Origin of the sequence: Collinsella sp. AF04-24, assembly GCF_003465685.1 — a bacterium.
Lineage (GTDB): Bacteria > Actinomycetota > Coriobacteriia > Coriobacteriales > Coriobacteriaceae > Collinsella > Collinsella aerofaciens_AP.
On the sequence record NZ_QSBK01000002.1, the window covers coordinates 35,891 to 55,366 of the forward strand.

Sequence of the window (19,476 nt, forward strand, 5' to 3'; positions counted from 1 at the left end):
TAAGCGATCTAGAAAATCTGATAGGGCCCTGTCCGTGCGCGGGCGGGGCCCTTTTGTGTGGTCTACTCTGTTTGCTATACTGCTAGCAAGTAGAGAGGGGCCGCTATGGGTACAGCAACGGTGCAGCTCAACACACGAATCGACCCTATGCTCAAGGCCGGTGGCGATGCGGTCCTGACTCGTAATGGGCTGGGGCCGAGTGACGCCATTCGTGCGCTTTGGACCTATCTTGCCGAGCATCAAACGTTGCCGGGATTTATGGTGACGGATAAGTGCGAGACGCCCCGTGCGAAGAGTCTTGCCGAACAGGGGTGTGGTCTGGCTTTTTCCTCATTGGGGTTGAGCTTCTCAGATTTTGCGCCAGGCGAATCATCGGCGGACAACTGGGATGCCGTACGCGATGATATGTATGACGCGATGATTGCCGACATAGAGGCGAATTGCCGATGATTGAGGCAAAGCGGCTCTTGGTGGACACGAATGTTTGGCTTGATTACTACCTGCAAGAGGGCGCATTCGACAACGTGAGAAGATTGGTTGAACTGGCCGAAGCGGGAAAGATCGACCTTCTGTACGCGCCAACGACGGCAAAGGACGTGTTCTATATCTTGCCTCGGCGTCTAGCTCGACGGAATGTGAATGGGATTAACGCTTCGTTCGGTCCGGCTGCATGGGCATGCGTCGAGCATATGATGCAGGTGGCAACGGCTTCCCCGCTTTCGATGGCGGAGTGCGAGATGGCGCGCATGCTTGGCAAGCGCATGCCGGACCTCGAGGACAATCTCATTATTGCCTCGGGCGATACGGCGGATGTTGACTACGTAGTCACGAGCGACCGACGCATGTTGGAGACGATGCCCGAGGTATGCTTGACGCCCGCGCGCGCACTCGAGCTCATCGGGATCCTCGGCTAACCTTGCATACCCCGTTTCGCTATCATATTGAGCATTGTGGCCCTCATGCAACTTTGGAGGACGGTATGGCGGATAACGAAGCACTGTTTACGCCTGAGCTGGTGTTTTTTGATTGGGAGTGCGCGACGCCCGCCGAGGTGTTTGCGCGACTCGAAGGCGAACTTGCCCCACGCGGCTACATCTGCACCGGTTGGCTCGACGCCGTCCGCACGCGCGAGGATGCCTATCCCACGGGCCTTGCCATGCCGGCGGCCAACATCGCCATCCCACACACCGACCCGGGGTTTGTGGCCAAGCCCTATATCGCGGTGGTAAAGCCCGCCACGTCCGTGACATTTAACGCTATGGCTGGCATGGGTGCTCCGGTGCCGGCGCAGATCGTCATCAATCTGGGCATCGCCGAGCCGGGCGGCCAGGTCGAGGCCCTGCAAGCGCTCATGAATATCTTTATGGACGCGGACGTCGCAGCCGATGTGCTCGGCCAGACCACGCCCCAAGGCATGGTCGACGCCATCCGCCGCCACTTTTAAAGCCGGCACTTGGGGACTGTCCCTAACTGCCGGCAGAAAAGGAACGTCCCCAAGTGCCAGGGTTGCCCCTTTGTCGCGGGGGCTGCGTTGTGACACAATGGCGTTTGTTCGATTCGTTATGCGAAAGGCCAACTATGGCAAATAAGAAAAAGAACTCCGAGGCCGCGCCGACGCCCGAGCAGCAGACTCGCGCTGCCTCCAGCTCTCGTAAGAAGCAGCGCAAGACGTACGTGTCTAAGACCGTCAAGATTGTTCTGGTGGTTATCGGCGTGCTGGCAATGTTGCTTTCCGTCTCGGCCATGGCGTGCTCCGGTCTTATGTCGCAGACCGAGGACACCTCGGGCTACAAGCTCACCGGCGGCGTTGCCGCCACCATCAACGGCACCAACCTCACCGAGGATACCGTGACCAAGCAGATCATGAGCATGCGCACGTCCTATGGCTACACCAAGGACAAGGACTGGGCACAGTATCTGGTCGACAACGACCTCACGCCCAAGAAGTACCGCAAGCAACTCATCGACTCCTACACGCAGCAGATTCTGCTTCAACAGGCACAGAAGGAGAACGGCGTGACGGTGTCGGACGAGGAGGTCGAGAAGGCTTGGAAGGACGCGTGCAAGAGCGCGGGCGGTGCCAAGGCCTTTAAGAAGACCCTCAAGACCTACGGCTATACCGAGGATACCTACAAGGATTCGCTCAAGGAGAGTCTGGCGCAGCAGAAACTCAAGGATGCCGTCGCGCCCACGAGCAAGCCCAAGGACAGCGAGATCGTCGATTACATCAACGAAAACCTGTCCAGCTACAACGACGTCCGCCGCTCGTCGAACATCCTGATCAAGGTTGATTCCGACGCTTCCGACGAGAACAAGGCTGCCGCCAAGGCCAAGGCGCAGGAGTGCCTGGACAAGATCAACTCCGGTGAGCTGAGCTTTGAGGACGCCGTTGAGCAGTACTCCGAGGACACCGGTTCCAAGGAGAAGAAGGGCGATGTGGGCTGGGATAAGCTCACCACCTTTGTCGACAGCTACCAGACGGCGCTCGAGGGGCTCAACAAGGGCGACGTGAGCGAAGTCATCGAGTCGACCTATGGCTACCACATCATCAAGTGCACCGACTACTTCCATGTCGATAATCAGGTTGATGACATCAACCAGGTGCCCAAGGCCATCAAGAAGTACGTCTCCAACGTGGTGAAGACGCAGGCGGCCAGCACTGCATATAGCGAGTGGCTTGAGCAGTACAAGAAGGACGCCGACATCACCGTCAACCCCATGCCCGAGGACGTACCCTATAACGTGAGCCTGAAGGGTGTCACCAAGAGTTCGACCGACGACGCGTCGACGACTGAGTAATCATGGGGCGGCGCCCGCGTGAGTGCCGCCCACGCTATTGAGGAGGATTTGCAGATGACCAACGAAGAGCTGCAGAAGGAAATGATCGCGGCCATGAAGGCTAAGGACAAGGTTCGCCTGTCCATCATTCGCCAGGTCAAGGCCGAGGTGAAGAATATCGAGGTCAACGAGCGCCGCGATGTGACCGAGGAAGACGTCAACAGCATGATCAAGCGTCTGATTAAGCAGACGAGCGAGACGCTGGAGATGTCCATCAAGGCCGGCACCGACCAAGAGCGTACCGATAACCTGAGCGAGCAGGTCAAGATTCTGGAGAGCCTGCTGCCCGCGCAGGTTTCGGGCGAGGAGCTCGAGGCTCTGATCGAGCAGGTTATTGCCGAGCTGGGCGCCACGTCCAAGAAGCAGATGGGCCAGGTCATGGGCGCTCTGGGCAAGGCCACCGGTGGCAACTTCGACAAGCCGGCAGCAGCAAAGATCGTTGGCGCGAAATTGGCGTAAGTGCCGGTCGACACATAGTTGATGTTGAGGGGGGCGTGACCATTGCGGTCGCGCCCCTTTTTTGATGGCAGCTGAAGGGCACTCATTGGGGACAGACTTAAATGAGTACCCAATGAGTAGGTGATCATTTAAGGGTACTCATTTAAGTCTGTCCCCAATGAGTGCCCGAGTGCCCAATGAGTGGGCGGAAGATTGCGGGTTCTTTACGGGAATGTAGTGTGGGCTGCGGAAACGTGGTTCTTTCCGTACAATAGTTCAACTCGTGTAAACGCAGGGAAGGGACATTCATGGCAGACATGATCGAGATCAAGCATCTCAACAAGTACTTTGGCGACCTGCATGTGCTCAAAGATATCAACCTCACCGTCAAGCGCGGCGAGAAGCTCGTAATGATCGGGCCTTCCGGCTCGGGTAAGTCGACGCTCATCCGTTGCGTCGATTATCTGGAGGAGCCCACGTCGGGCGAGGTCATTATCGACGGCACGCCGCTTACCAAGAAGAATCACCTGGAGATGGCTCGCAAGTACAGCTCCATGGTGTTTCAACAGTTCAACCTGTACCCCAACATGACGGTGCTCGGCAACCTGACGCTCGCGCCCATCAAGCTGCAAAAGAAGAGCAAGGAGGAGGCGACCGAGATCGCCATCGCCGCGCTCAAGCGCGTCGGCATGGCGCATAAGGCCGGCGAGTATCCGCAGAACCTCTCGGGCGGTCAGCAGCAGCGCATTGCCATCGCCCGTGCCCTGTGCACCAAACAGCCCATCATCCTGTTTGACGAGCCGACCTCGGCGCTCGACCCCGAGATGGTCCAGGAAGTCCTTGACGTTATGATTGAGCTCGCGCAGGAGGACATCACCATGATCTGCGTGACGCATGAGATGGGCTTTGCGCGCCAGGTGGCCGACCGCGTCATCTTTATGGAGGACGGCCGCATTCTGGAGGAGGGCACGCCCGAGCACTTCTTCGATAACCCCGAGAACCCGCGCTGCCGCGAGTTCCTGTCCAAGATTCTGCACTAGGCGCGGTGATGGACATGACGGATATGACGAGGGCGGCCGTGTCGCGCCGTCACTTTTTGCAGCTGGCTGGCGCCGGCATGCTTGCGCTGACGGGGACCGCGCTTACCGGTTGCGGCAACTCTACCAGCGGCGAGGGCTCCGACAAGGGGTCCAAGCTTGCGGCCATTAAGTCGCGTGGCCATCTGAATGCCGGCGTTAAGAAGGACGTTCCCGGTTACGGCTATTACGACACCGCCAAGGGTCGCTTTGAGGGCATGGAGGTCGATCTGTGCTACCAGATCGCCGCTGCCGTCTTTGGCGTGAGCTACAAGAAGGCCCGTGCCCAGGAGCTTGTCGAGTTTACCGATGTAACGCCCAAGACACGCGGCCCGCTGGTCGATAACGGCCAGCTCGACGTGGTCGCAGCGACCTACACCATCACCGACGAGCGCAAGAAGAGCTGGGATTTCTCGACGCCGTACCGCACCGACTACGTGGGACTCATGGTCAAGAAGCGTTCGGGCTTTACCTCGATTGAGGATCTGGACGGCAAGGTCATTGGCGTGAGCCAGGGTGCCACCACGCAGGGGCTGATCGAGCAGATGATCAAGGACAACGGCTTTAGCTGCAAGCCCGAGTTTAGGGCCTTTAGCGGCTACCCCATCATCAAGAGTTCGCTCGACGCCGGCAATATCGACGTCTTTGCCATGGACCGCTCCACGCTGGCCGGTTACATGAACGAGACCGTTGAGCTGCTGCAGCCCGAGGTCAAGTTTGGCGAGCAGGGCTACGGCGTGGCGACCAAGAAGGGCTGCGACCTTTCGGCCGTGGTCGATCAGGTGATTTGCGATCGCCTGGCCGATGGATGGCTCGACCAAGAGGTCAAGACCTGGGGTCTTGTATAGGCGCATCGTCCAAGGAAGGAATCAAATGCTCGAAGGATTATTTGACGCCGACCGTTGGTCGACGACATTTCAAAACATGGGGCCCTTCTGGGAGGGCTTTGGCGTGACGCTACAGGTGGTCGTTGCCGGTCTGCTGCTGTCGCTGGTGCTGGGCACGCTGCTGGGTGTGTTCTCTACCACCCGTTCGCGCGTGCTGCGCGCCATAAGCCGCGTGTACGTGGAGTTTTACCAGAACACCCCGTTGCCCGTGCAGGTGCTCTTTATGTACATGGCCGGTCCGCAGTTTTTGCAGGCCATAACCGGTGCCGACCAGCCGGTGCGCATCGCGCCGTTCGTGCTGGGCTTCTTGGGCGTGGGCCTGTACCATGCGGCCTATATCTCGGAGGTTATCCGCACCGGTATCGAGGCGGTTCCGCGCGGTCAGATGGAGGCGGCGCAGAGCCAGGGCTTCACCCGTGCGCAGGCGTACTGGTACATCGTGCTGCCCCAGACATTCAAGATCATTCTGCCGCCGCTGTGTAACCAGGCACTCAACCTAGTCAAGAACACGTCGGTGCTGGCGCTTGTGGCCGGCGGCGACCTTATGTACCGTTCCGACAACTTTGTGAGTCTGTACGGTTACCTGCAGGGATACATCGTCTGCTGCCTTATGTACTTCATCATCTGCTTTCCGCTCGCCATGCTGGTGCAGTGGCTCGAGCGCCGCTCCAAGGAGCGTCCGCGCGGCGTGAGCCTGGCCGAGCTGGGGCTCGACAACGTAGAGGAGGCCTAGCGCATGGAAATCTTCAACGCGACCAACCTGCTCTACATTTGGGGCGGCTTTGTTAAGACGATCGAGATCTCGGCGCTGTCGATCTTTTTCTCGCTCATCTTTGGCGCGGTGCTGGCGCTTGTTAAAAGCTATGCGCCCCGCCCGTTCCGTATTTTGGTGAGCGCCTATATCGAGCTGTTCCGCTGCACGCCCAACCTACTGTGGATCCTGTTTATCTACTTTACGGTGCAGGGTTTGGACATTGTGATCTCGACCATCGCCTTTACGCTGTTTACCAGCGCTGTTATGGCCGAGATTGTGCGCGGCGGCCTCAACTCGATTCCGCGCGGCCAGTTTGAGGCGGCGCAGAGCCAGGGTTTCGGCTTCTTTGCCACCATGCGCTACATCATTCTGCCGCAGACGTTTAAGACGATCATTCCGGCGCTGTTTAGCCAGTGCACGACCGTCATTAAAGACAGCTCGTATCTTTCGGGCATTAACGTGGCAGAGCTCATGTACACGGCAAACGTCGTGATGGCCCACGCAATCGACCTGTCGCAGGTGCTTATGCTCTACGGCCTGGTATTTGCGATGTACTTTGCGCTCAACTTTGGTATCTCGCTGCTGGTGAGGGCATATCAGAGGCGAATGGTGGCAGCGTAGAATGTGGCAAAGGGACAGCCCCTTTGTCACGTAGAGAAAGGAATCGCGATGAGCGATCTGGAGAATAAGAAGAATCCTGTGGTCATTACCATCGCGCGCGATTTTGGTGCCGAGGGTCACGAGATCGGTCGCATGCTTGCCGACGAGTTGGGGATTCCGCTGTATGACAACGAGCTGCTGGTGCGTGCGTCGCTGCGCACGGGCGAGTCGCTCGATAAGATGGCCGCCTATGACGAGCGTCTGGCCGTGGAGAACATGGCGTTTCTGCCCGACCGCTACGATGCGCGTTCGTACTCGGACAAGTTGTTCCAGAAGATGAGCCAGGTGATTTTGGACCTGGGCGAGACCGAGAGCTGCATTATCGAAGGCCGTCTGTCCGATTACCTGCTTCGCAACAACCCCAACCACATTGCCGTGCTGGTGACCGCTCCCTTTGAGGATCGCGTCGAGATTGTGCGCAAGAAGCGTGGCCTTAATAAAAAGAAGGGCGCCAAGCTGGTCAAGCAGCAGCAGAAGGCGCGTGAGGCTTTTTACAAGCGCTACAGCGCCGGCAAGTGGAAGATGACGAGCGGTAAGGACATCGTCGTCAACCGCGCCAAGCTGGGCCGCGAGGGCTGCAAAGACGTTATCGCCGCTGCCTACCGCTACAAAGTAGCGCAGCTCGAAGACTAACCGACCAAACCACCACAAGGGGGACACAGGCACCTTTGTGGGGGTTTTGTTTTAGGCCGAGGGAAAGGCCTTGGCGGCAGTGCCTATCCTCGGCTTTTGCAAAATCTCGATCTGTAACACCAAGCCAGCGAAAATGGCTCTAACTGTTACAGATTTAGATGAACCGTTCGGCCGTCAGCCCAACGTCTTGATCTGTAACACCAGGCGGCATATTTGGTCTCTAACTGTTACAGATTGAGATGCGGCGTGGGCGGCCGGCACAATATCTCAATCTGTAACAACTGCAGGGCTCAACGGACTCCAGCTGTTACAGATTGAGACAAAACGACCGGGCAAGTCCCCAACCACCACAAAGGTGCCTGTCCCATCGTGGTGGTTGGGGCGGCCGGCATAGAAAAAAGTCCCCGCCGGGCGTGTGCTCGACGGGGACTTTGCCGTTTGATGGCTAGTGCTGCAGGTGATTACTCGCCCAGCAGGCTCTTGGTGATCGAAGCGGCGGCCTTCTTGCCGGCGCCCATCGCCAGAATGACCGTAGCGGCACCGGTGACGATGTCGCCGCCGGCCCAGATGCGGGGATCGGTGGTCTGGCCGGTCTCCTCGTCGGCGACGATGTAGCCCCACTTGTTGAGCTCCATCTTGCCGCCGATCTTGGCAGCGAAGGGGTTGGCGTTGGTGCCGATAGCCGAGATCGCGACGTCGCAGGGGATCTCCTCGATGGCGCCCTCGATGGGCACCGGGCGACGACGGCCGGACTCGTCGGGCTCGCCGAGCTCCATCTTCTGGACCTTGACGGCGCACACGGAGCCGTCCTCGCCAGCGACAAACTCGAGCGGGGAGACGAGCGGCAGGACCTCGACGCCCTCGGCCTTAGCATGGTGCAGCTCGGCGCGACGGCAGGGCATCTCGTCCTCGGTACGACGGTAGGCGATGATGGCGTGCTCGGCGCCCAGGCGCTTGGCGGTACGGACGGCGTCCATAGCCACGTTGCCGCCACCAAAGACGACGACGTTCTTGCCGTGCTTGGTGGGGGTGTCGTACTCGGGGAACTTGTTGGCCTTCATCAGGTTCACGCGGGTGAGGTACTCGTTCGCGAAGAAGACGTTGGGCAGGTTCTCGCCGGGGACGTTGAGGAACTTGGGCAGGCCAGCGCCGGTCGCCACATAGATGGCGTCGAAGCCCTGCTCGAACAGCTCCTCGGCCGTGGCCATGTTGCCCACGACGGAGTTGTACTCAAACTTGACGCCCATGTCCTCCAGGCCGTCAATCTCGCGCTTGACGACCGCCTTGGGCAGACGGAACTCGGGGATGCCGTAGACCAGCACGCCGCCGCCGGTAAAGAAGGCCTCAAAGACGGTGACGTCAAAGCCGTTGCGGGCGAGCTCGCCGGCGCAGGTGATGCCGGACGGGCCAGAGCCGACGACGGCGACCTTCTTGCCGTTCTTGGGAGCCATCTTGGGCGTGGAAGCGAGCTCGGGGCGGTCACCCAGGAAGCGCTCGAGCTGGCCGATGGCCACGGGCTCGGACTTCTTACCACGGATGCACTTGCCCTCGCACTGGTTCTCCTGCGGGCAGACGCGGCCGCAGATAGCGGGAAGCATGGAGTCCTCGCGGATGGTATCGAGGGCGCCGCCAAAGTCCTTCTCGCGGATCTGCTCGATAAAGCGGGGAATGTTGATGTTGACGGGGCAGCCCTCGACACAGAACGGCTTCTTGCAGTTGAGGCAGCGCTCGGCCTCGGCCAGCGCCATCTCCTCGGTGAAGCCCTTGTCGACGGGGCGGAAGTCGCAGGCGCGCTCGGCAGCCGGCTCCTCGTTATCGGGGGTGCGGGGCGACTTCATATCGGCAACGAAACGACCGTTAACTAGTGGCATGCGCAGCTCTTTTCCTCATAGGCCTTGAGGGACGCGCCCTCTTCGGAACGGTAAGCGGCTTGGCGGGCACGAAGGTCATCCCAGTCGACCAAGGTGGCATCGAAGTCGGGGCCGTCGACGCAAGCGAACTTGGTCACGCCGCCCACCTCGACGCGGCAGCAGCCGCACATACCGGTGCCGTCAACCATGATGGGGTTGAGGGACGCGGTAATGGGGGTGTCGTACTTCTGGGCGGTGAGGGTCGAGAACTTCATCATCGGAACGGGGCCGACGCAGAAGACCTGGCTCACGGCCTTGTCCTGCAGCAGGCGCTCCAGCGGAGCGGTGACAACGCCCTGCTCGCCGTAGGAGCCGTCATCGGTGGTGATATGGATGTGGTCCTCGTCGAGGAGCTCGCGGAACTGGTCCTCCATGAGCAGGAGGTCCTTGGTGCGGGCGCCCATGATGGCGTGGACCTCGTGGCCGGTCTCGACCAGGTGCTTGGCGACCGGGAAGGCAATTGCCAGGCCGACGCCGCCGCCAATGACGGCGCAGGGGCCCTCGGCCATCTCGGTGGGAACGCCCAGCGGGCCCACGACGTCGCGCAGTGACTCGCCGGCCTCATAGGTGGAAAGCATCTCGGTGGTCTTGCCGATCACCATGAAGATGAACTCGACCCAGCCCTCGTCACCGTTCCAACCAGCTAGGGTAAACGGGACGCGCTCGCCCGTCTCGTTGGCGCGAACCATGAGGAACTGTCCAGCGTGCGCATGCTTGGCGATCGCGGGCGCCTCGATGCGGAACTTGAACACCTTCTCCGAGAACTGCGTCTTCTCCAGGATCTTATACATAGAACCCCTCTCTTGTTAGGGCCGCCGAACCGTGCCTCCACGGAAATGGACGGTAGCCCGAGTAAAACCGTACGCGCACAGGCGTTGTGCAGACATACGGTGCAAATTATACCCTCATGGACATGCTGTTTACGTGTGTCTTCGGCGGTTGGGAAAAGGGTTTATCCACTTCGACCTACCAAATAGGGATAGGTTTATTTTGGTCGGTTTTATCAGGCAAAACGGCAAAGGGGGCCGGCCTCGGGTTGTGATGAGGCCGGCCCCCTTTGGGGTGTTATGCGTGTATGGCGGCGCGGGGTTTATTGCGATGCGGCCACCGGGGCGTTTCCGCAGATAAAACCTGCCAAAATAAACCTGTCCCTAAACGGTAGGTTTTAGTGCTTGCCGTTGGCGGAGGCGGCGCCGTTGACGTGGTCGCGGGCGTAGATTACGCCGTGGACGATGGCCAGACCGGCGGCATCTGCGGCGCGGGCGCAGGTGTCCTGGAAGTCCTCGGCCTCGCGGGCGCGCAGCTGCTTGAGCACATAGTCTGCCACGGCCATCTTGCCGGGAGGGTTGCCGATGCCGGTGCGGATACGGCTAAAGTCGCGGCTGCCCATCTTGTCGATGATGGAGCGCAGGCCGTTGTGACCGGCATGGCCTCCGCCCACCTTGACGCGCACGTCACCGGCGGGAATGTCGAGCTCGTCGTGAATCACGAGCAGCTCCTCGGCCTTGATCTTGTACTCGCGGCAGAGCTTGGAGATGGGTCCGCCCGAGGTGTTCATGTACGACTGCGGCTTGACCAGCACGATCTGGCGCTTGCCACCCTCTTCCTCGGGATCGTTGATGTTGATGAGTGCGACCTCGGCGCCGGCCTGGTTTTTCCAGTACGTGACACCGGCCTGACGGGCCAACTCGTCGATTGCTTTGAAGCCAGCGTTGTGGCGGGTCTCGGCATACTCATCGCCAGGGTTGCCAAGTCCGGCAACCATGCGAATCTTAAGCGGCTGTGCAGCTGCCATATTTGTCCCTTCGTTACACAAATAGTTCAATCAACGACAAAGGCTACCACGCCCGCCGAAGGCGAGACTTCGTTTCAGCGAAATCCCACCAGACAAAAGCGCGGCCGCGGCAGAGCGAGCCGTCGGAACAGAAGAAACCCCCGCGCGACCTTTGCGAAGCAAGGGGGAGCGCGGGGGTTTCTTCTGTTCCGACGGCGATGCGTCGGGTTGCAAGGACGATGCGACTACAGCGCGAAGTCGCCGCCGACGAGCGTGGAGACGGGCTCCTCGTGGTAAACGGCGGAGATGGCCTGAGCGAACTCCTCGGCGACCGAGATAGTCTTGATCTTGCCGCCGACCTCGACGGGGATGGCGTCGGTGACGACGCACTCGACGATGGGGGCATCGTTCAGGCGCTCGATGGCCGGACCGGAGAAGATGCCGTGGGTGGCGCAGACGTAGATGTCGCCGGCGCCCATAGCCTTGAGCTCCTTGACGTTGGCGCACAGGGTGCCAGCAGTGTCGATCATGTCGTCGTTGATGATGCAGGTCTTGCCCTTGATGTCACCGATGATGCCCATGACCTCGGCGGCGTTGTGGCGCGGACGGCCCTTGTGGGCGATGGCCAGGTCGCAGCCGAGCATGTCGGACAGCTTCTTGGCGGCCTTGGCGCGACCCACGTCGGGGGAGACGACAACCAGGTTGTCGGTGTCGAAGTGCATGTCGTTGTAGTACTGGCCAAACAGCGGCAGTGCGGACAGGTGGTTAACCGGGATATCGAAGAAGCCCTGGATCTGGCCCTGGTGCAGGTCGAGGGTGATGATGCGGTTGACGCCGGCGCGCTCGAGCAGGTTGGCGACGAGGCGGGCGGTGATGGGCTCGCGCGGGCCGGCCTTGCGGTCCTGGCGGGCATAGCCGTAGTGGGTGATAACGGCGGTGATGGAGCGGGCGGATGCGCGCTTGGCAGCGTCGGTGGCGATGAGCAGCTCCATGAGCATGTCGTTGACGTTGCCGCCGGCCACGGACTGAATCAGGAAGACGTCGGCGCCGCGGACGGTCTCGTCGTAGCGGGCGTAAATCTCACCATTGGCGAACTGCTTTAGCGTAAGGCCCGAAAGCTCGACCCCAAGGTACTCAGCAATCTTCTGAGCGAGGGGACGGTTGGAGGAACCGGAATACACGCGGATGGACTTGCGCATATTCTCCGACTTCTCGGGATCATTAATCGGCATTACCCTTCTCCTTTATACATCGAATGCCATATAGATGCCTTGTTGCATTGTAACCGCGCGGCGGGGTTTATCGGGTCCTGATAACGTCTTTACCGCCAACGGACACGAACCGACCACTCATCCGGTTGCGCAGGTCACGATGGAAAAAGGAGCCGCCCCCATGGAGCAGCTCCTTTTGTGCTTGGTAAAACGTTATACCTCGTCGTCCTCGTGCAGGCGGCGGCGGTAATCGGCGGCCCAGCCCTCAATATTTACCTGACGGGCGCGGCCCAGACCGAGCGCGTCTGCCGGGACCGGCTCGGTGATGACGGAGCCAGCGGCCACGAGTGCACCGTCGCCAATCTGGGCGGGCGCGACCATCATGGTGTCGGAGCCAATGAAGGCGTCCTTGCCGATGACGGTCTTGTGCTTGTGCACGCCATCGTAGTTGCAGGTGATGGAGCCCGCGCCCACGTTGACGCCGGAGCCCATGGTGGTGTCGCCGATGTAGGACAGGTGCGGCACCTTTGAGCCCTCGCCGATCGTGGACTTCTTGATCTCCACGTGCGTGCCGGCCTTGGAGCCGTCGAGCATGTGGGTGCCCGGGCGCAGGTAAGCGCGCGGGCCGCAGTCGACGCCGTTCTCGATGACGGCCTCGATGGCGATGGTCTCATCGATGGTGCAGCCGCTGCCGACGGTGGTGTCGCTGAGGCGGCTGTTGGGACCGAGCTGGCACTCCTCGCCCACGGTGACGTGGCCGATCAGGTGCGTCTGCGGCCATACGACGGTATCGCGGCCGATGGTGGCGTCGGGGCCGATCCAAGCCTGCGTGGGGTCGATGAAGGTAACGCCCTCGGCCATCCAGTGCTCGTTGATGCGGTCGCGCGCGATGGCGGTGAGCTGTGCGAGCTGGATGCGGCTGTTGACGCCCAGGCCGTCGCGGTAGTCGTCGCAGTGGAAGATGGAGACAGCCTGGCCGTGGCCTTTGAGGATCTCGAGCATGTCGGGCAGGTAGTACTCGGATTGCGCGTTGTCGTTGCCGATCTCGTTAATGTGGGCGGCGAGCTGCGCGCCGTCAAAGGCGTAGCAGCCGGCGTTGCACTCCAGCAGCGTGGCGGCCTGCTCGGGCGTGCAGTCCTTCTGCTCGATGATGCGCTCGATCTGACCATCGGCGCCCAGCTTGATGCGGCCGTAGCCGAAAGGATCGGGCGGGGTCATGGTCATGACGGTGCAGGCGAGCTCGCCGGTGGCGACGGTTTGCGCGAACTTGGCGACGGTGTCGGCGGTGATGAGCGGCAGGTCGCCGTTGAGCACGACGACGGGGCCTTGCGTGATGCCGCAGGCCTCGAGCGCGACCTTTACGGCGTGGCCGGTGCCCAGGCGCTCGGTCTGCTCGACGCACTCGACCTTGGTGGCGCTGTTGGCGTAGGCGCCGTCGATGAGGGCGCGCATCTCGTCGGCGTGGCTGCCGATGACGACCACGACGCGGCTGCAGCCGGCCTTGATGGTAGCGTCGACGATCCACTGGACCATGGGCTTACCCAGGATCTTGTGCGAAACCTTGCAGTGGTTCGACTTCATGCGGGTGCCCTCGCCGGCAGCGAGGATAATTGCGGTTGCGTCCATGTGATCTCCTGTTACGTTATAGAGACGTGTGTTTGGAAACGATACACGGCGCAATATGATACCGCAGGCATATGACGAGCGCGTAACGATTGGTTTGCGGCGGTTGAGGCTTGCGCCGCCGGCGTGGCGTTTGCACTGCTTGCGTGCGGCGTTGGCGGTGCTGCGGAGCTGTTGTTTGAGCGAGGGGACGGGGTGCCCGTGGACAACATACGAGAGGAGTTTGGCGGCGAGCCCGTCGCGGCATTCTCGATGTCGCATCCGGCTGTGCCGGCACTCTATATAGTGCTGACGCTGGGGCTCACTATGTTCTCGATGCAGCCGGTACTGATTGCGCTGTCACTTGCGGGCGGGCTGGCGTATGGATTTGCGACGCGTGGGGCTGCCCGCACGCTGGGCGCGCTCCGCTGGCAGCTGCCGGTGATTTTGATCGTCGCGGTGCTCAATCCGCTGTTTAGCGCCTCGGGCTCGACGGAGCTGTTCCGTATTGGCATGCGCGCGGTGTATCTGGAGAGCATGGTATACGGCCTGTGCATGGGAGGGCTGTTTGTGGCGAGCGTGTTGTGGTTTGAGGCGGCGGCGTCGATGCTCGAATACGACAAGGTGCTCGCGCTGCTGGGCAATGCCGCACCGGTGATTGCGCTCATGATCTCGATGTGCATGCGGCTTGTCCCGCAGTTTTTGCGCCGCGGTCGTACGGTGTTGGCGGTGCAGGATGCGATTGATGTGCCGGGGCGTGCGCCGGCCGACCCCGTGCGTTCGCGCCTACGGGCATCGAGCGTGTTGATGGGCTGGGGCATGGAAGATTCGCTGGAGCGTGCGGACGCGATGCGCTCGCGCGGGTGGGGTGCCGCGACGCGTCGTACGACGTATGCGAGGTATCGACTGGGGCGCAGCGACGTTGTCGCGCTGGCTGGGCTTGCGGTGTTTGGCGTGGCCACGGCGGCAGTGGCGTGGACCGCGACGACGCAGTATTCGTTTTATCCGCAGCTCTCGGTGCCGGCGCCGTGGCTGGGCTATGTCGTGTACGCTGCATGGATGGTGCTGCCCTGCGTGTTGCATGTGATCGATGAGAAGAGGTTTGGCTGATGGCTCGGTTGGATAGGGGCCCGGTGTCGGGTGCGGCGTGCGGCCCGGATATGCCGGCGATTGAGGCGCGGAGCCTGAGCTTTGCCTACCCCGGGGCTGATGCTGCGGTGCTCGAGGGGCTCGACTGGTCTGTTCCCCAAGGTGCATTTGCGCTGCTTGTTGGCGGTACCGGATCGGGTAAGTCGACGCTGCTGTCGCTGCTCAAGCCCGAGATCGCTCCGGCGGGCGAGCGCACTGGCGATGCGCGCGTGCTGGGCGAGAACGTTGCCGACATGGACGTGCGCGCGTCTGCGGAGTGCGTGGGCTACGTGTTCCAGGATCCCGAGAACCAGATTGTGTGCGAGACCGTGTGGCACGAGATGGCGTTTGGCCTAGAGAATCTGGGGGTGTCGCGCGACGAGATGCGCCGCCGTGTTGCCGAAACCAGCTATTTCTTTGGTCTGGAGGACTGGCTTCATCGCGATACCGATACGCTTTCGGGTGGCCGCAAGCAGCTGCTGTCGCTTGCCGCCGTCCTGGCGCTGCGTCCGCGTGTGCTGCTACTCGACGAGCCCACGTCTCAGCTCGATCCCGTTGCCGAGAAGAATTTTCTGCACGCGCTGTTTCGTGTGAATCGCGAGCTGGGCTGCACGGTTGTTGTGGCTACGCATCAACCGCGCCCAATGCTCGAGTATGCGACGTGCGCGTATCGGATTGAGGGCGGCCGCGTGCGCGAGGTGGCCGACATTGCCTCCTTGGGGCATCGCGAAGAGCTGTTTTCTGGCGAGGTGCCAGGGTGGGGTGGCTCGCGGCGTGCAAAAAACGGAATTTTCAGCATCGCTGGTGGCCGGCAGGGCTCTTTAGACCCGCACGCGGACGTTGCGGGTGCGAAAAAGGGACCAAAAACGGACAAATCGGCTAAATTTGAGGCGCAAATCCTGCCGCAGGACGACTCGGGGGCGTCATCGCGCGCCGGTGGATGCAGAATATTCCCAAAAATGTACGCTGGCTCGGCCACCACCTTGACAGGAAGCTGGTTTCGCTACGATCGGGCGTCCGGCTGGGTGCTGCGCGGACTCGATGTGGCGTTTTCGACTGGCGCGGTGCATGCGATTGTGGGCGGAAACGGCTGCGGCAAATCGACGATGCTCTCGATTCTGGCCCGAACGGCTAAGCTGCAGCGTGGGCGCATGGTGCGCGGGGCGGCTTCGGCGGCGCTGCTGCCGCAGAACCCCAAGGCCCTGCTGGTCGCCGAGACAGTGCACGACGAGCTGATGGAATGGGCTTCGACCTGCGGATACGACGAGGACGCGGCCCAGGAGCGCGCGGCGCAGCTGGGATTGGACGGCCTGGATGCGCGCCATCCGTACGATCTTTCGGGCGGCCAGCGTCAGCTGCTCGCGTTGGCAAAGCTGCTGTTGATTGGTCCGGAGCTGTTGCTGCTCGACGAGCCCACGAAGGGGCTGGACCTGACGAGCCGCCGCATTATCGCCCGCGCCCTGTGCGAGCATGCGCAAGCCGGCGGCACCGTCATCATGGCCACGCACGACCTGGGCTTCGCCGAGCAGGCTGCCGACGACGTTGCCATGATGTTCGACGGCGAAATTGCCTGCATGGAGCCGCCGGCAGACTTCTTTGCCGACAACGTGTTTTATAGGGCGTGATGGAATGGTGGATTATCGCGTCTCGCGCCTACTTGCAAAACTGGAGATTCCGCTGTTGTTGGCGGTGCCGGCGGTAATGGCCGCAGCATTGCTGACGGGCATTGAGCAGACAGCGCTTGCCATGCTGGTTGTGGTGGCGCTGGTGCTCGCGCTGTTCTTTGCGGACTACGAGGCGTCGCGACCGGGCCTGCGCCAGATTATGCCAACGCTGGTTCTGGCGGCGTTGGCCGCGGCGGGGCGCATCTTGTTTGGCCCCATTCCCGACTTTAAACCCGTGAGCGCCATCGCCATTATCGCCGGTGCGACACTCGGCCGTCGTAATGGCTTTATGGTCGGTGCGCTGGCAGCGCTGACCAGCAATTTCTTTTTTGGGCAGGGTATGTGGACGCCGTGGCAGATGTATGCCTGGGGTCTGGTTGGCTATGTTGGCGGCGCGCTGGCGCATGCGGGTGCGTTCGACCGTGCCGACGGCACCGTGCGCATGCCGCCGTTGATGGCGTACGGCTTTGCTTCGGGTCTGCTGTACGGCGTGGTGATCAACGCGTATGACATCATCGGTTTTGTTCAACCGCTCACGTGGGCGGGCACCGTGGCGCGTCTTGCCACCGCCGTACCGTTCGATATCACGCACGGACTCGCGACCTGCGTGTTTTTGGTCGCCCTGTACAAGCCTTGGTGTCGCCGCATCAACCGAGTCGTCGTGAAGTACGGACTGTAGGGCTGGTTGCGCCGGGGCGGGAATCAATACTGCCGAAGTGCCATTTTAAAACTATGCCGGTTTACGGGGCCAGATTGGCACAAGCAGACCATGCCGGCTATTTTTGAAATAGAGCAAGCCGTTTACCTGCGGTTTTATTATTTCGGAATTGCGTATGGTTGGGGGTTCGCGATTCAGCCCCGTAAACCGGCATAGTTTTGAAATAGCCGGCTGATACGACGGGCATCGTGGCCCTCGGAGAGCCAAATTGATCCGTTTTCTTTCGCCTCCAGACGTTCCCAGGGAATCAGCTGAACCCGCCCGCCACGAAATCGGTCTATCTACTACGTTTGGCCCGACACCCCCAACCTCAACCGTGTTTTATGAAAAACCGTAGGCTTTCTACCTGCGGTTTTCTTTCTGCGTTGTTCACTGTGGTTGAGGGTAGTGGCTTAAACGTAGTAGATGGGCCAGTTTCGTGGCAAGCGAGCTGCGTGGATGATCTCGCGAAGTGAAAATGATTCCTTTTCCTCCGTCCCCAGGAGATCAGTTGGGGCTAGAGCTCTAGGGTGAGAGTGACGGGGCAGTGGTCGCTGCCAAAGATGTCGCCGCGGATGCCGGCGTCGCGCACATTGCCGGCGATTGCGTTGCTTACCAGGAAGTAGTCGATGCGCCAGCCTGCGTTGTTCTTGCGGGCATTAAAGCGGTAGCTCCACCAGCTGTAGACGCCCTCGACGTCCGGATTGGCCGCGCGCCAGGTGTCGGTAAAACCGGCGTCGAGCAGCTCGGTAAACTTGCCGCGCTCCTCGTCCGAAAAGCCTGCGTTGCCGCGGTTGGACTTGGGGTTCTTAAGATCGATCTCCTCGTGTGCCACGTTAAAGTCGCCGCAGGTCACCACGGGCTTTCCGGTCTCGCGCTCGAGGCCTGCCAAAAAGCCGCGGTAGGCATCGTCCCAAGCCATGCGCACGTTGATGCGCGCGAGCTCATTTTGGGCGTTGGGCGTATAGACGTCCACAAACCAAAACTTGTCGAACTCGAGCGCGCAGACGCGGCCCTCGGTTGCGGCTTGGGCGACGAGCTCGGCAGCCCCGCCCTTGCCGGCGTAGGGCAGCAGTGCATCGGCGCGCAGCACGCGCAGCGGTTCCTGGCGGCTAAAGACCGCGGTGCCCGAGTAGCCCTTGCGCTCGGCGTAGCTCCAGGTTTGGTGATAGCCGGGCAGGTCGATATCGACCTGGCCCTCCTGCAGCTTGGTCTCCTGCAGCGCTAGGACATCGACATCGAGTTCCTGCGCGATCTGGATAAAGCTCGGGTCCTTTTTGAGCACGGCGCGCAGGCCGTTGACGTTCCACGAGGCGAAAGTGTAAGTCTGAGGCATGGTGTCCTTTCGACGGGGTTGGCAGGCTTAAGATTAGCGCAACAGGGGCGGGGTGGGCTCCGTGGGCGACGGCGCAATCGCAGCCGCCCCGACCAACGTGGACGGAGGACAAACATGACGCAAGCGATAACAGATTCCAAGCAGGCCTCCACCGCGCTGGCGGAGCTGTTCAATACCCACGGGCGTGTGGTGTTCTTTGGCGGCGCTGGTGTTTCCACGGCGAGCGGCATTCCCGATTTTCGCAGCGTGGACGGCCTGTATCACCAGCAGTTTGCCTATCCGCCCGAGACCATGCTGTCGCACAGCTTTTACGAGACACATCCGGCGGAGTTCTTCGACTTTTACCGAACCAAGATGATCGCGCTTAACGCTAAGCCCAACCGCTGCCACACCAAGCTGGCCGAGCTGGAGCGAGCTGGCAAGCTCGATGCCGTGGTGACGCAAAACATCGACGGCTTGCATCAGATGGCGGGCTCGCAGCGCGTGTTTGAGTTGCACGGATCGGTCCATCGCAACATTTGCCAGTCGTGCGGCGCGGTCTATAGCGCCGAGTGGATTTGCTCGCGCGAGCACGAGGACGCCGCGGGCGTGCCCGTGTGCCCCGCGTGCGGTGGTCGCATCAAGCCCGATGTGGTGCTCTACGAAGAGCCGCTCGACGAGCGTGTGTTGACCGGTGCCGTTGCCGCCATCGCCGCGGCCGATGCCCTCATTGTGGGCGGGACCTCGCTCGTGGTGTATCCGGCGGCAGGCCTTACGCGTTACTTTACTGGCGATACGCTGGCCATTTGCAATTTGGCGCCTACCGATCAGGATGCAAATGCCGACCTGCTGATTTCTTGCGACATCGCGGCCGCGTTTGCGTTCTAGC

20 protein-coding genes are annotated in these 19,476 nt (G+C 61.1%); 14 read left to right on the forward strand and 6 right to left on the reverse strand.

Going from position 1 to position 19,476, the window contains the following annotated elements; all coding sequences use genetic code 11:
* Nucleotides 1-105: 105 nt before the first annotated feature.
* From DWV32_RS01160 to DWV32_RS01205, 10 genes are all read left to right on the forward strand, one after another.
* A complete protein-coding gene (locus tag DWV32_RS01160) occupies nt 106-450 on the forward strand; it encodes a type II toxin-antitoxin system RelB/DinJ family antitoxin (RefSeq protein ID WP_117584050.1) in 345 nt (114 codons plus the stop codon).
* Nucleotides 447-914 (forward strand): PIN domain-containing protein, encoded by a 468-nt coding sequence (locus DWV32_RS01165; RefSeq protein ID WP_199408615.1) that lies wholly within the window; start codon nt 447-449, stop codon nt 912-914. Before DWV32_RS01160 ends, DWV32_RS01165 begins: the two co-directional genes overlap by 4 nt.
* Before the next feature lie 65 nt (nt 915-979).
* Nucleotides 980-1,444 (forward strand): PTS sugar transporter subunit IIA, encoded by a 465-nt coding sequence (locus DWV32_RS01170; protein WP_117584052.1) that lies wholly within the window; start codon nt 980-982, stop codon nt 1,442-1,444.
* 134 nt (nt 1,445-1,578) lie between these two features.
* Nucleotides 1,579-2,799, forward strand: a complete 1,221-nt coding sequence (locus tag DWV32_RS01175; protein ID WP_117756937.1) for a peptidylprolyl isomerase — start codon at nt 1,579-1,581, stop codon at nt 2,797-2,799.
* A 54-nt stretch (nt 2,800-2,853) separates the two neighbouring features.
* A complete protein-coding gene (locus DWV32_RS01180) occupies nt 2,854-3,297 on the forward strand; it encodes a GatB/YqeY domain-containing protein (RefSeq protein WP_117756938.1) in 444 nt (147 codons plus the stop codon).
* 287 nt (nt 3,298-3,584) lie between these two features.
* A complete protein-coding gene (locus DWV32_RS01185) occupies nt 3,585-4,316 on the forward strand; it encodes an amino acid ABC transporter ATP-binding protein (protein ID WP_055251548.1) in 732 nt (243 codons plus the stop codon).
* A gap of 8 nt (nt 4,317-4,324) precedes the next feature.
* Complete coding sequence (locus DWV32_RS01190) at nt 4,325-5,200, forward strand: transporter substrate-binding domain-containing protein (RefSeq protein ID WP_117756939.1); 876 nt, start codon at nt 4,325-4,327, stop codon at nt 5,198-5,200.
* Nucleotides 5,201-5,225: 25 nt separating this feature from the next.
* Complete coding sequence (locus DWV32_RS01195; RefSeq protein ID WP_035136546.1) at nt 5,226-5,972, forward strand: amino acid ABC transporter permease; 747 nt, start codon at nt 5,226-5,228, stop codon at nt 5,970-5,972.
* Nucleotides 5,973-5,975: 3 nt separating this feature from the next.
* Entirely contained in the window at nt 5,976-6,614 is a 639-nt protein-coding gene (locus tag DWV32_RS01200; RefSeq protein WP_117756940.1) for an amino acid ABC transporter permease, read from the forward strand.
* A gap of 48 nt (nt 6,615-6,662) precedes the next feature.
* Nucleotides 6,663-7,286 carry an AAA family ATPase gene (locus DWV32_RS01205; RefSeq protein ID WP_117756941.1) on the forward strand — a complete coding sequence of 208 codons (624 nt, stop codon included), beginning with the start codon at nt 6,663-6,665 and terminating at the stop codon, nt 7,284-7,286.
* A gap of 461 nt (nt 7,287-7,747) precedes the next feature.
* Here the strand turns inward: DWV32_RS01205 and gltA are convergent, their stop codons facing one another.
* The 5 genes from gltA to glmU form a co-directional block, all read right to left on the reverse strand.
* Nucleotides 7,748-9,157: an NADPH-dependent glutamate synthase gene (gene gltA / locus DWV32_RS01210; protein ID WP_117647774.1), complete on the reverse strand. Its 1,410-nt coding sequence runs from the start codon at nt 9,155-9,157 to the stop codon at nt 7,748-7,750.
* Entirely contained in the window at nt 9,148-9,987 is an 840-nt protein-coding gene (locus DWV32_RS01215) for a sulfide/dihydroorotate dehydrogenase-like FAD/NAD-binding protein (protein WP_117647773.1), read from the reverse strand. The genes gltA and DWV32_RS01215 overlap by 10 nt, the downstream gene beginning before the upstream one ends.
* A 374-nt stretch (nt 9,988-10,361) precedes the next feature.
* On the reverse strand, nt 10,362-10,991 hold the full coding sequence (gene pth / locus DWV32_RS01220; protein ID WP_171025267.1) for an aminoacyl-tRNA hydrolase: 630 nt from the start codon (nt 10,989-10,991) through the stop codon (nt 10,362-10,364).
* Between the two features lie 224 nt (nt 10,992-11,215).
* Nucleotides 11,216-12,202: a ribose-phosphate pyrophosphokinase gene (locus tag DWV32_RS01225; protein WP_089573682.1), complete on the reverse strand. Its 987-nt coding sequence runs from the start codon at nt 12,200-12,202 to the stop codon at nt 11,216-11,218.
* A 192-nt stretch (nt 12,203-12,394) separates the two neighbouring features.
* Nucleotides 12,395-13,807 carry a bifunctional UDP-N-acetylglucosamine diphosphorylase/glucosamine-1-phosphate N-acetyltransferase GlmU gene (gene glmU, locus DWV32_RS01230; protein ID WP_117756942.1) on the reverse strand — a complete coding sequence of 471 codons (1,413 nt, stop codon included), beginning with the start codon at nt 13,805-13,807 and terminating at the stop codon, nt 12,395-12,397.
* 198 nt (nt 13,808-14,005) lie between these two features.
* Between glmU and DWV32_RS01235 the strand changes: the two genes are divergently transcribed.
* The 3 genes from DWV32_RS01235 to DWV32_RS01245 are packed head-to-tail and all read left to right on the forward strand — an operon-like array spanning nt 14,006 to nt 17,254.
* On the forward strand, nt 14,006-14,893 hold the full coding sequence (locus DWV32_RS01235) for an energy-coupling factor transporter transmembrane component T (protein ID WP_233540371.1): 888 nt from the start codon (nt 14,006-14,008) through the stop codon (nt 14,891-14,893).
* Nucleotides 14,893-16,536 (forward strand): ABC transporter ATP-binding protein, encoded by a 1,644-nt coding sequence (locus DWV32_RS01240; protein WP_117756943.1) that lies wholly within the window; start codon nt 14,893-14,895, stop codon nt 16,534-16,536. Before DWV32_RS01235 ends, DWV32_RS01240 begins: the two co-directional genes overlap by 1 nt.
* Nucleotides 16,537-16,540: 4 nt before the next feature.
* Entirely contained in the window at nt 16,541-17,254 is a 714-nt protein-coding gene (locus DWV32_RS01245; protein ID WP_117756944.1) for a DUF6580 family putative transport protein, read from the forward strand.
* A 535-nt stretch (nt 17,255-17,789) separates the two neighbouring features.
* Here DWV32_RS01245 and DWV32_RS01250 read toward each other — a convergent pair.
* A complete protein-coding gene (locus DWV32_RS01250; RefSeq protein WP_117756945.1) occupies nt 17,790-18,608 on the reverse strand; it encodes an exodeoxyribonuclease III in 819 nt (272 codons plus the stop codon).
* Between the two features lie 114 nt (nt 18,609-18,722).
* Between DWV32_RS01250 and DWV32_RS01255 the strand changes: the two genes are divergently transcribed.
* Complete coding sequence (locus DWV32_RS01255) at nt 18,723-19,475, forward strand: NAD-dependent protein deacylase (protein WP_117735865.1); 753 nt, start codon at nt 18,723-18,725, stop codon at nt 19,473-19,475.
* Nucleotide 19,476: the final 1 nt, after the last annotated feature.

What these genes read in the sequence shown, in the direction of transcription:
- DWV32_RS01160 (WP_117584050.1), top strand. Translation starts at nt 106, where the DNA reads ATGGGTACAGCAACGGTGCAGCTCAACACACGAATCGACCCTATGCTC.
- DWV32_RS01165 (WP_199408615.1), top strand. Translation starts at nt 447, where the DNA reads ATGATTGAGGCAAAGCGGCTCTTGGTGGACACGAATGTTTGGCTTGAT.
- DWV32_RS01170 (WP_117584052.1), top strand. Translation starts at nt 980, where the DNA reads ATGGCGGATAACGAAGCACTGTTTACGCCTGAGCTGGTGTTTTTTGAT.
- DWV32_RS01175 (WP_117756937.1), top strand. Translation starts at nt 1,579, where the DNA reads ATGGCAAATAAGAAAAAGAACTCCGAGGCCGCGCCGACGCCCGAGCAG.
- DWV32_RS01180 (WP_117756938.1), top strand. Translation starts at nt 2,854, where the DNA reads ATGACCAACGAAGAGCTGCAGAAGGAAATGATCGCGGCCATGAAGGCT.
- DWV32_RS01185 (WP_055251548.1), top strand. Translation starts at nt 3,585, where the DNA reads ATGGCAGACATGATCGAGATCAAGCATCTCAACAAGTACTTTGGCGAC.
- DWV32_RS01190 (WP_117756939.1), top strand. Translation starts at nt 4,325, where the DNA reads ATGGACATGACGGATATGACGAGGGCGGCCGTGTCGCGCCGTCACTTT.
- DWV32_RS01195 (WP_035136546.1), top strand. Translation starts at nt 5,226, where the DNA reads ATGCTCGAAGGATTATTTGACGCCGACCGTTGGTCGACGACATTTCAA.
- DWV32_RS01200 (WP_117756940.1), top strand. Translation starts at nt 5,976, where the DNA reads ATGGAAATCTTCAACGCGACCAACCTGCTCTACATTTGGGGCGGCTTT.
- DWV32_RS01205 (WP_117756941.1), top strand. Translation starts at nt 6,663, where the DNA reads ATGAGCGATCTGGAGAATAAGAAGAATCCTGTGGTCATTACCATCGCG.
- gltA (WP_117647774.1), bottom strand. Translation starts at nt 9,157, where the DNA reads ATGCCACTAGTTAACGGTCGTTTCGTTGCCGATATGAAGTCGCCCCGC.
- DWV32_RS01215 (WP_117647773.1), bottom strand. Translation starts at nt 9,987, where the DNA reads ATGTATAAGATCCTGGAGAAGACGCAGTTCTCGGAGAAGGTGTTCAAG.
- pth (WP_171025267.1), bottom strand. Translation starts at nt 10,991, where the DNA reads ATGGCAGCTGCACAGCCGCTTAAGATTCGCATGGTTGCCGGACTTGGC.
- DWV32_RS01225 (WP_089573682.1), bottom strand. Translation starts at nt 12,202, where the DNA reads ATGCCGATTAATGATCCCGAGAAGTCGGAGAATATGCGCAAGTCCATC.
- glmU (WP_117756942.1), bottom strand. Translation starts at nt 13,807, where the DNA reads ATGGACGCAACCGCAATTATCCTCGCTGCCGGCGAGGGCACCCGCATG.
- DWV32_RS01240 (WP_117756943.1), top strand. Translation starts at nt 14,893, where the DNA reads ATGGCTCGGTTGGATAGGGGCCCGGTGTCGGGTGCGGCGTGCGGCCCG.
- DWV32_RS01245 (WP_117756944.1), top strand. Translation starts at nt 16,541, where the DNA reads ATGGTGGATTATCGCGTCTCGCGCCTACTTGCAAAACTGGAGATTCCG.
- DWV32_RS01250 (WP_117756945.1), bottom strand. Translation starts at nt 18,608, where the DNA reads ATGCCTCAGACTTACACTTTCGCCTCGTGGAACGTCAACGGCCTGCGC.
- DWV32_RS01255 (WP_117735865.1), top strand. Translation starts at nt 18,723, where the DNA reads ATGACGCAAGCGATAACAGATTCCAAGCAGGCCTCCACCGCGCTGGCG.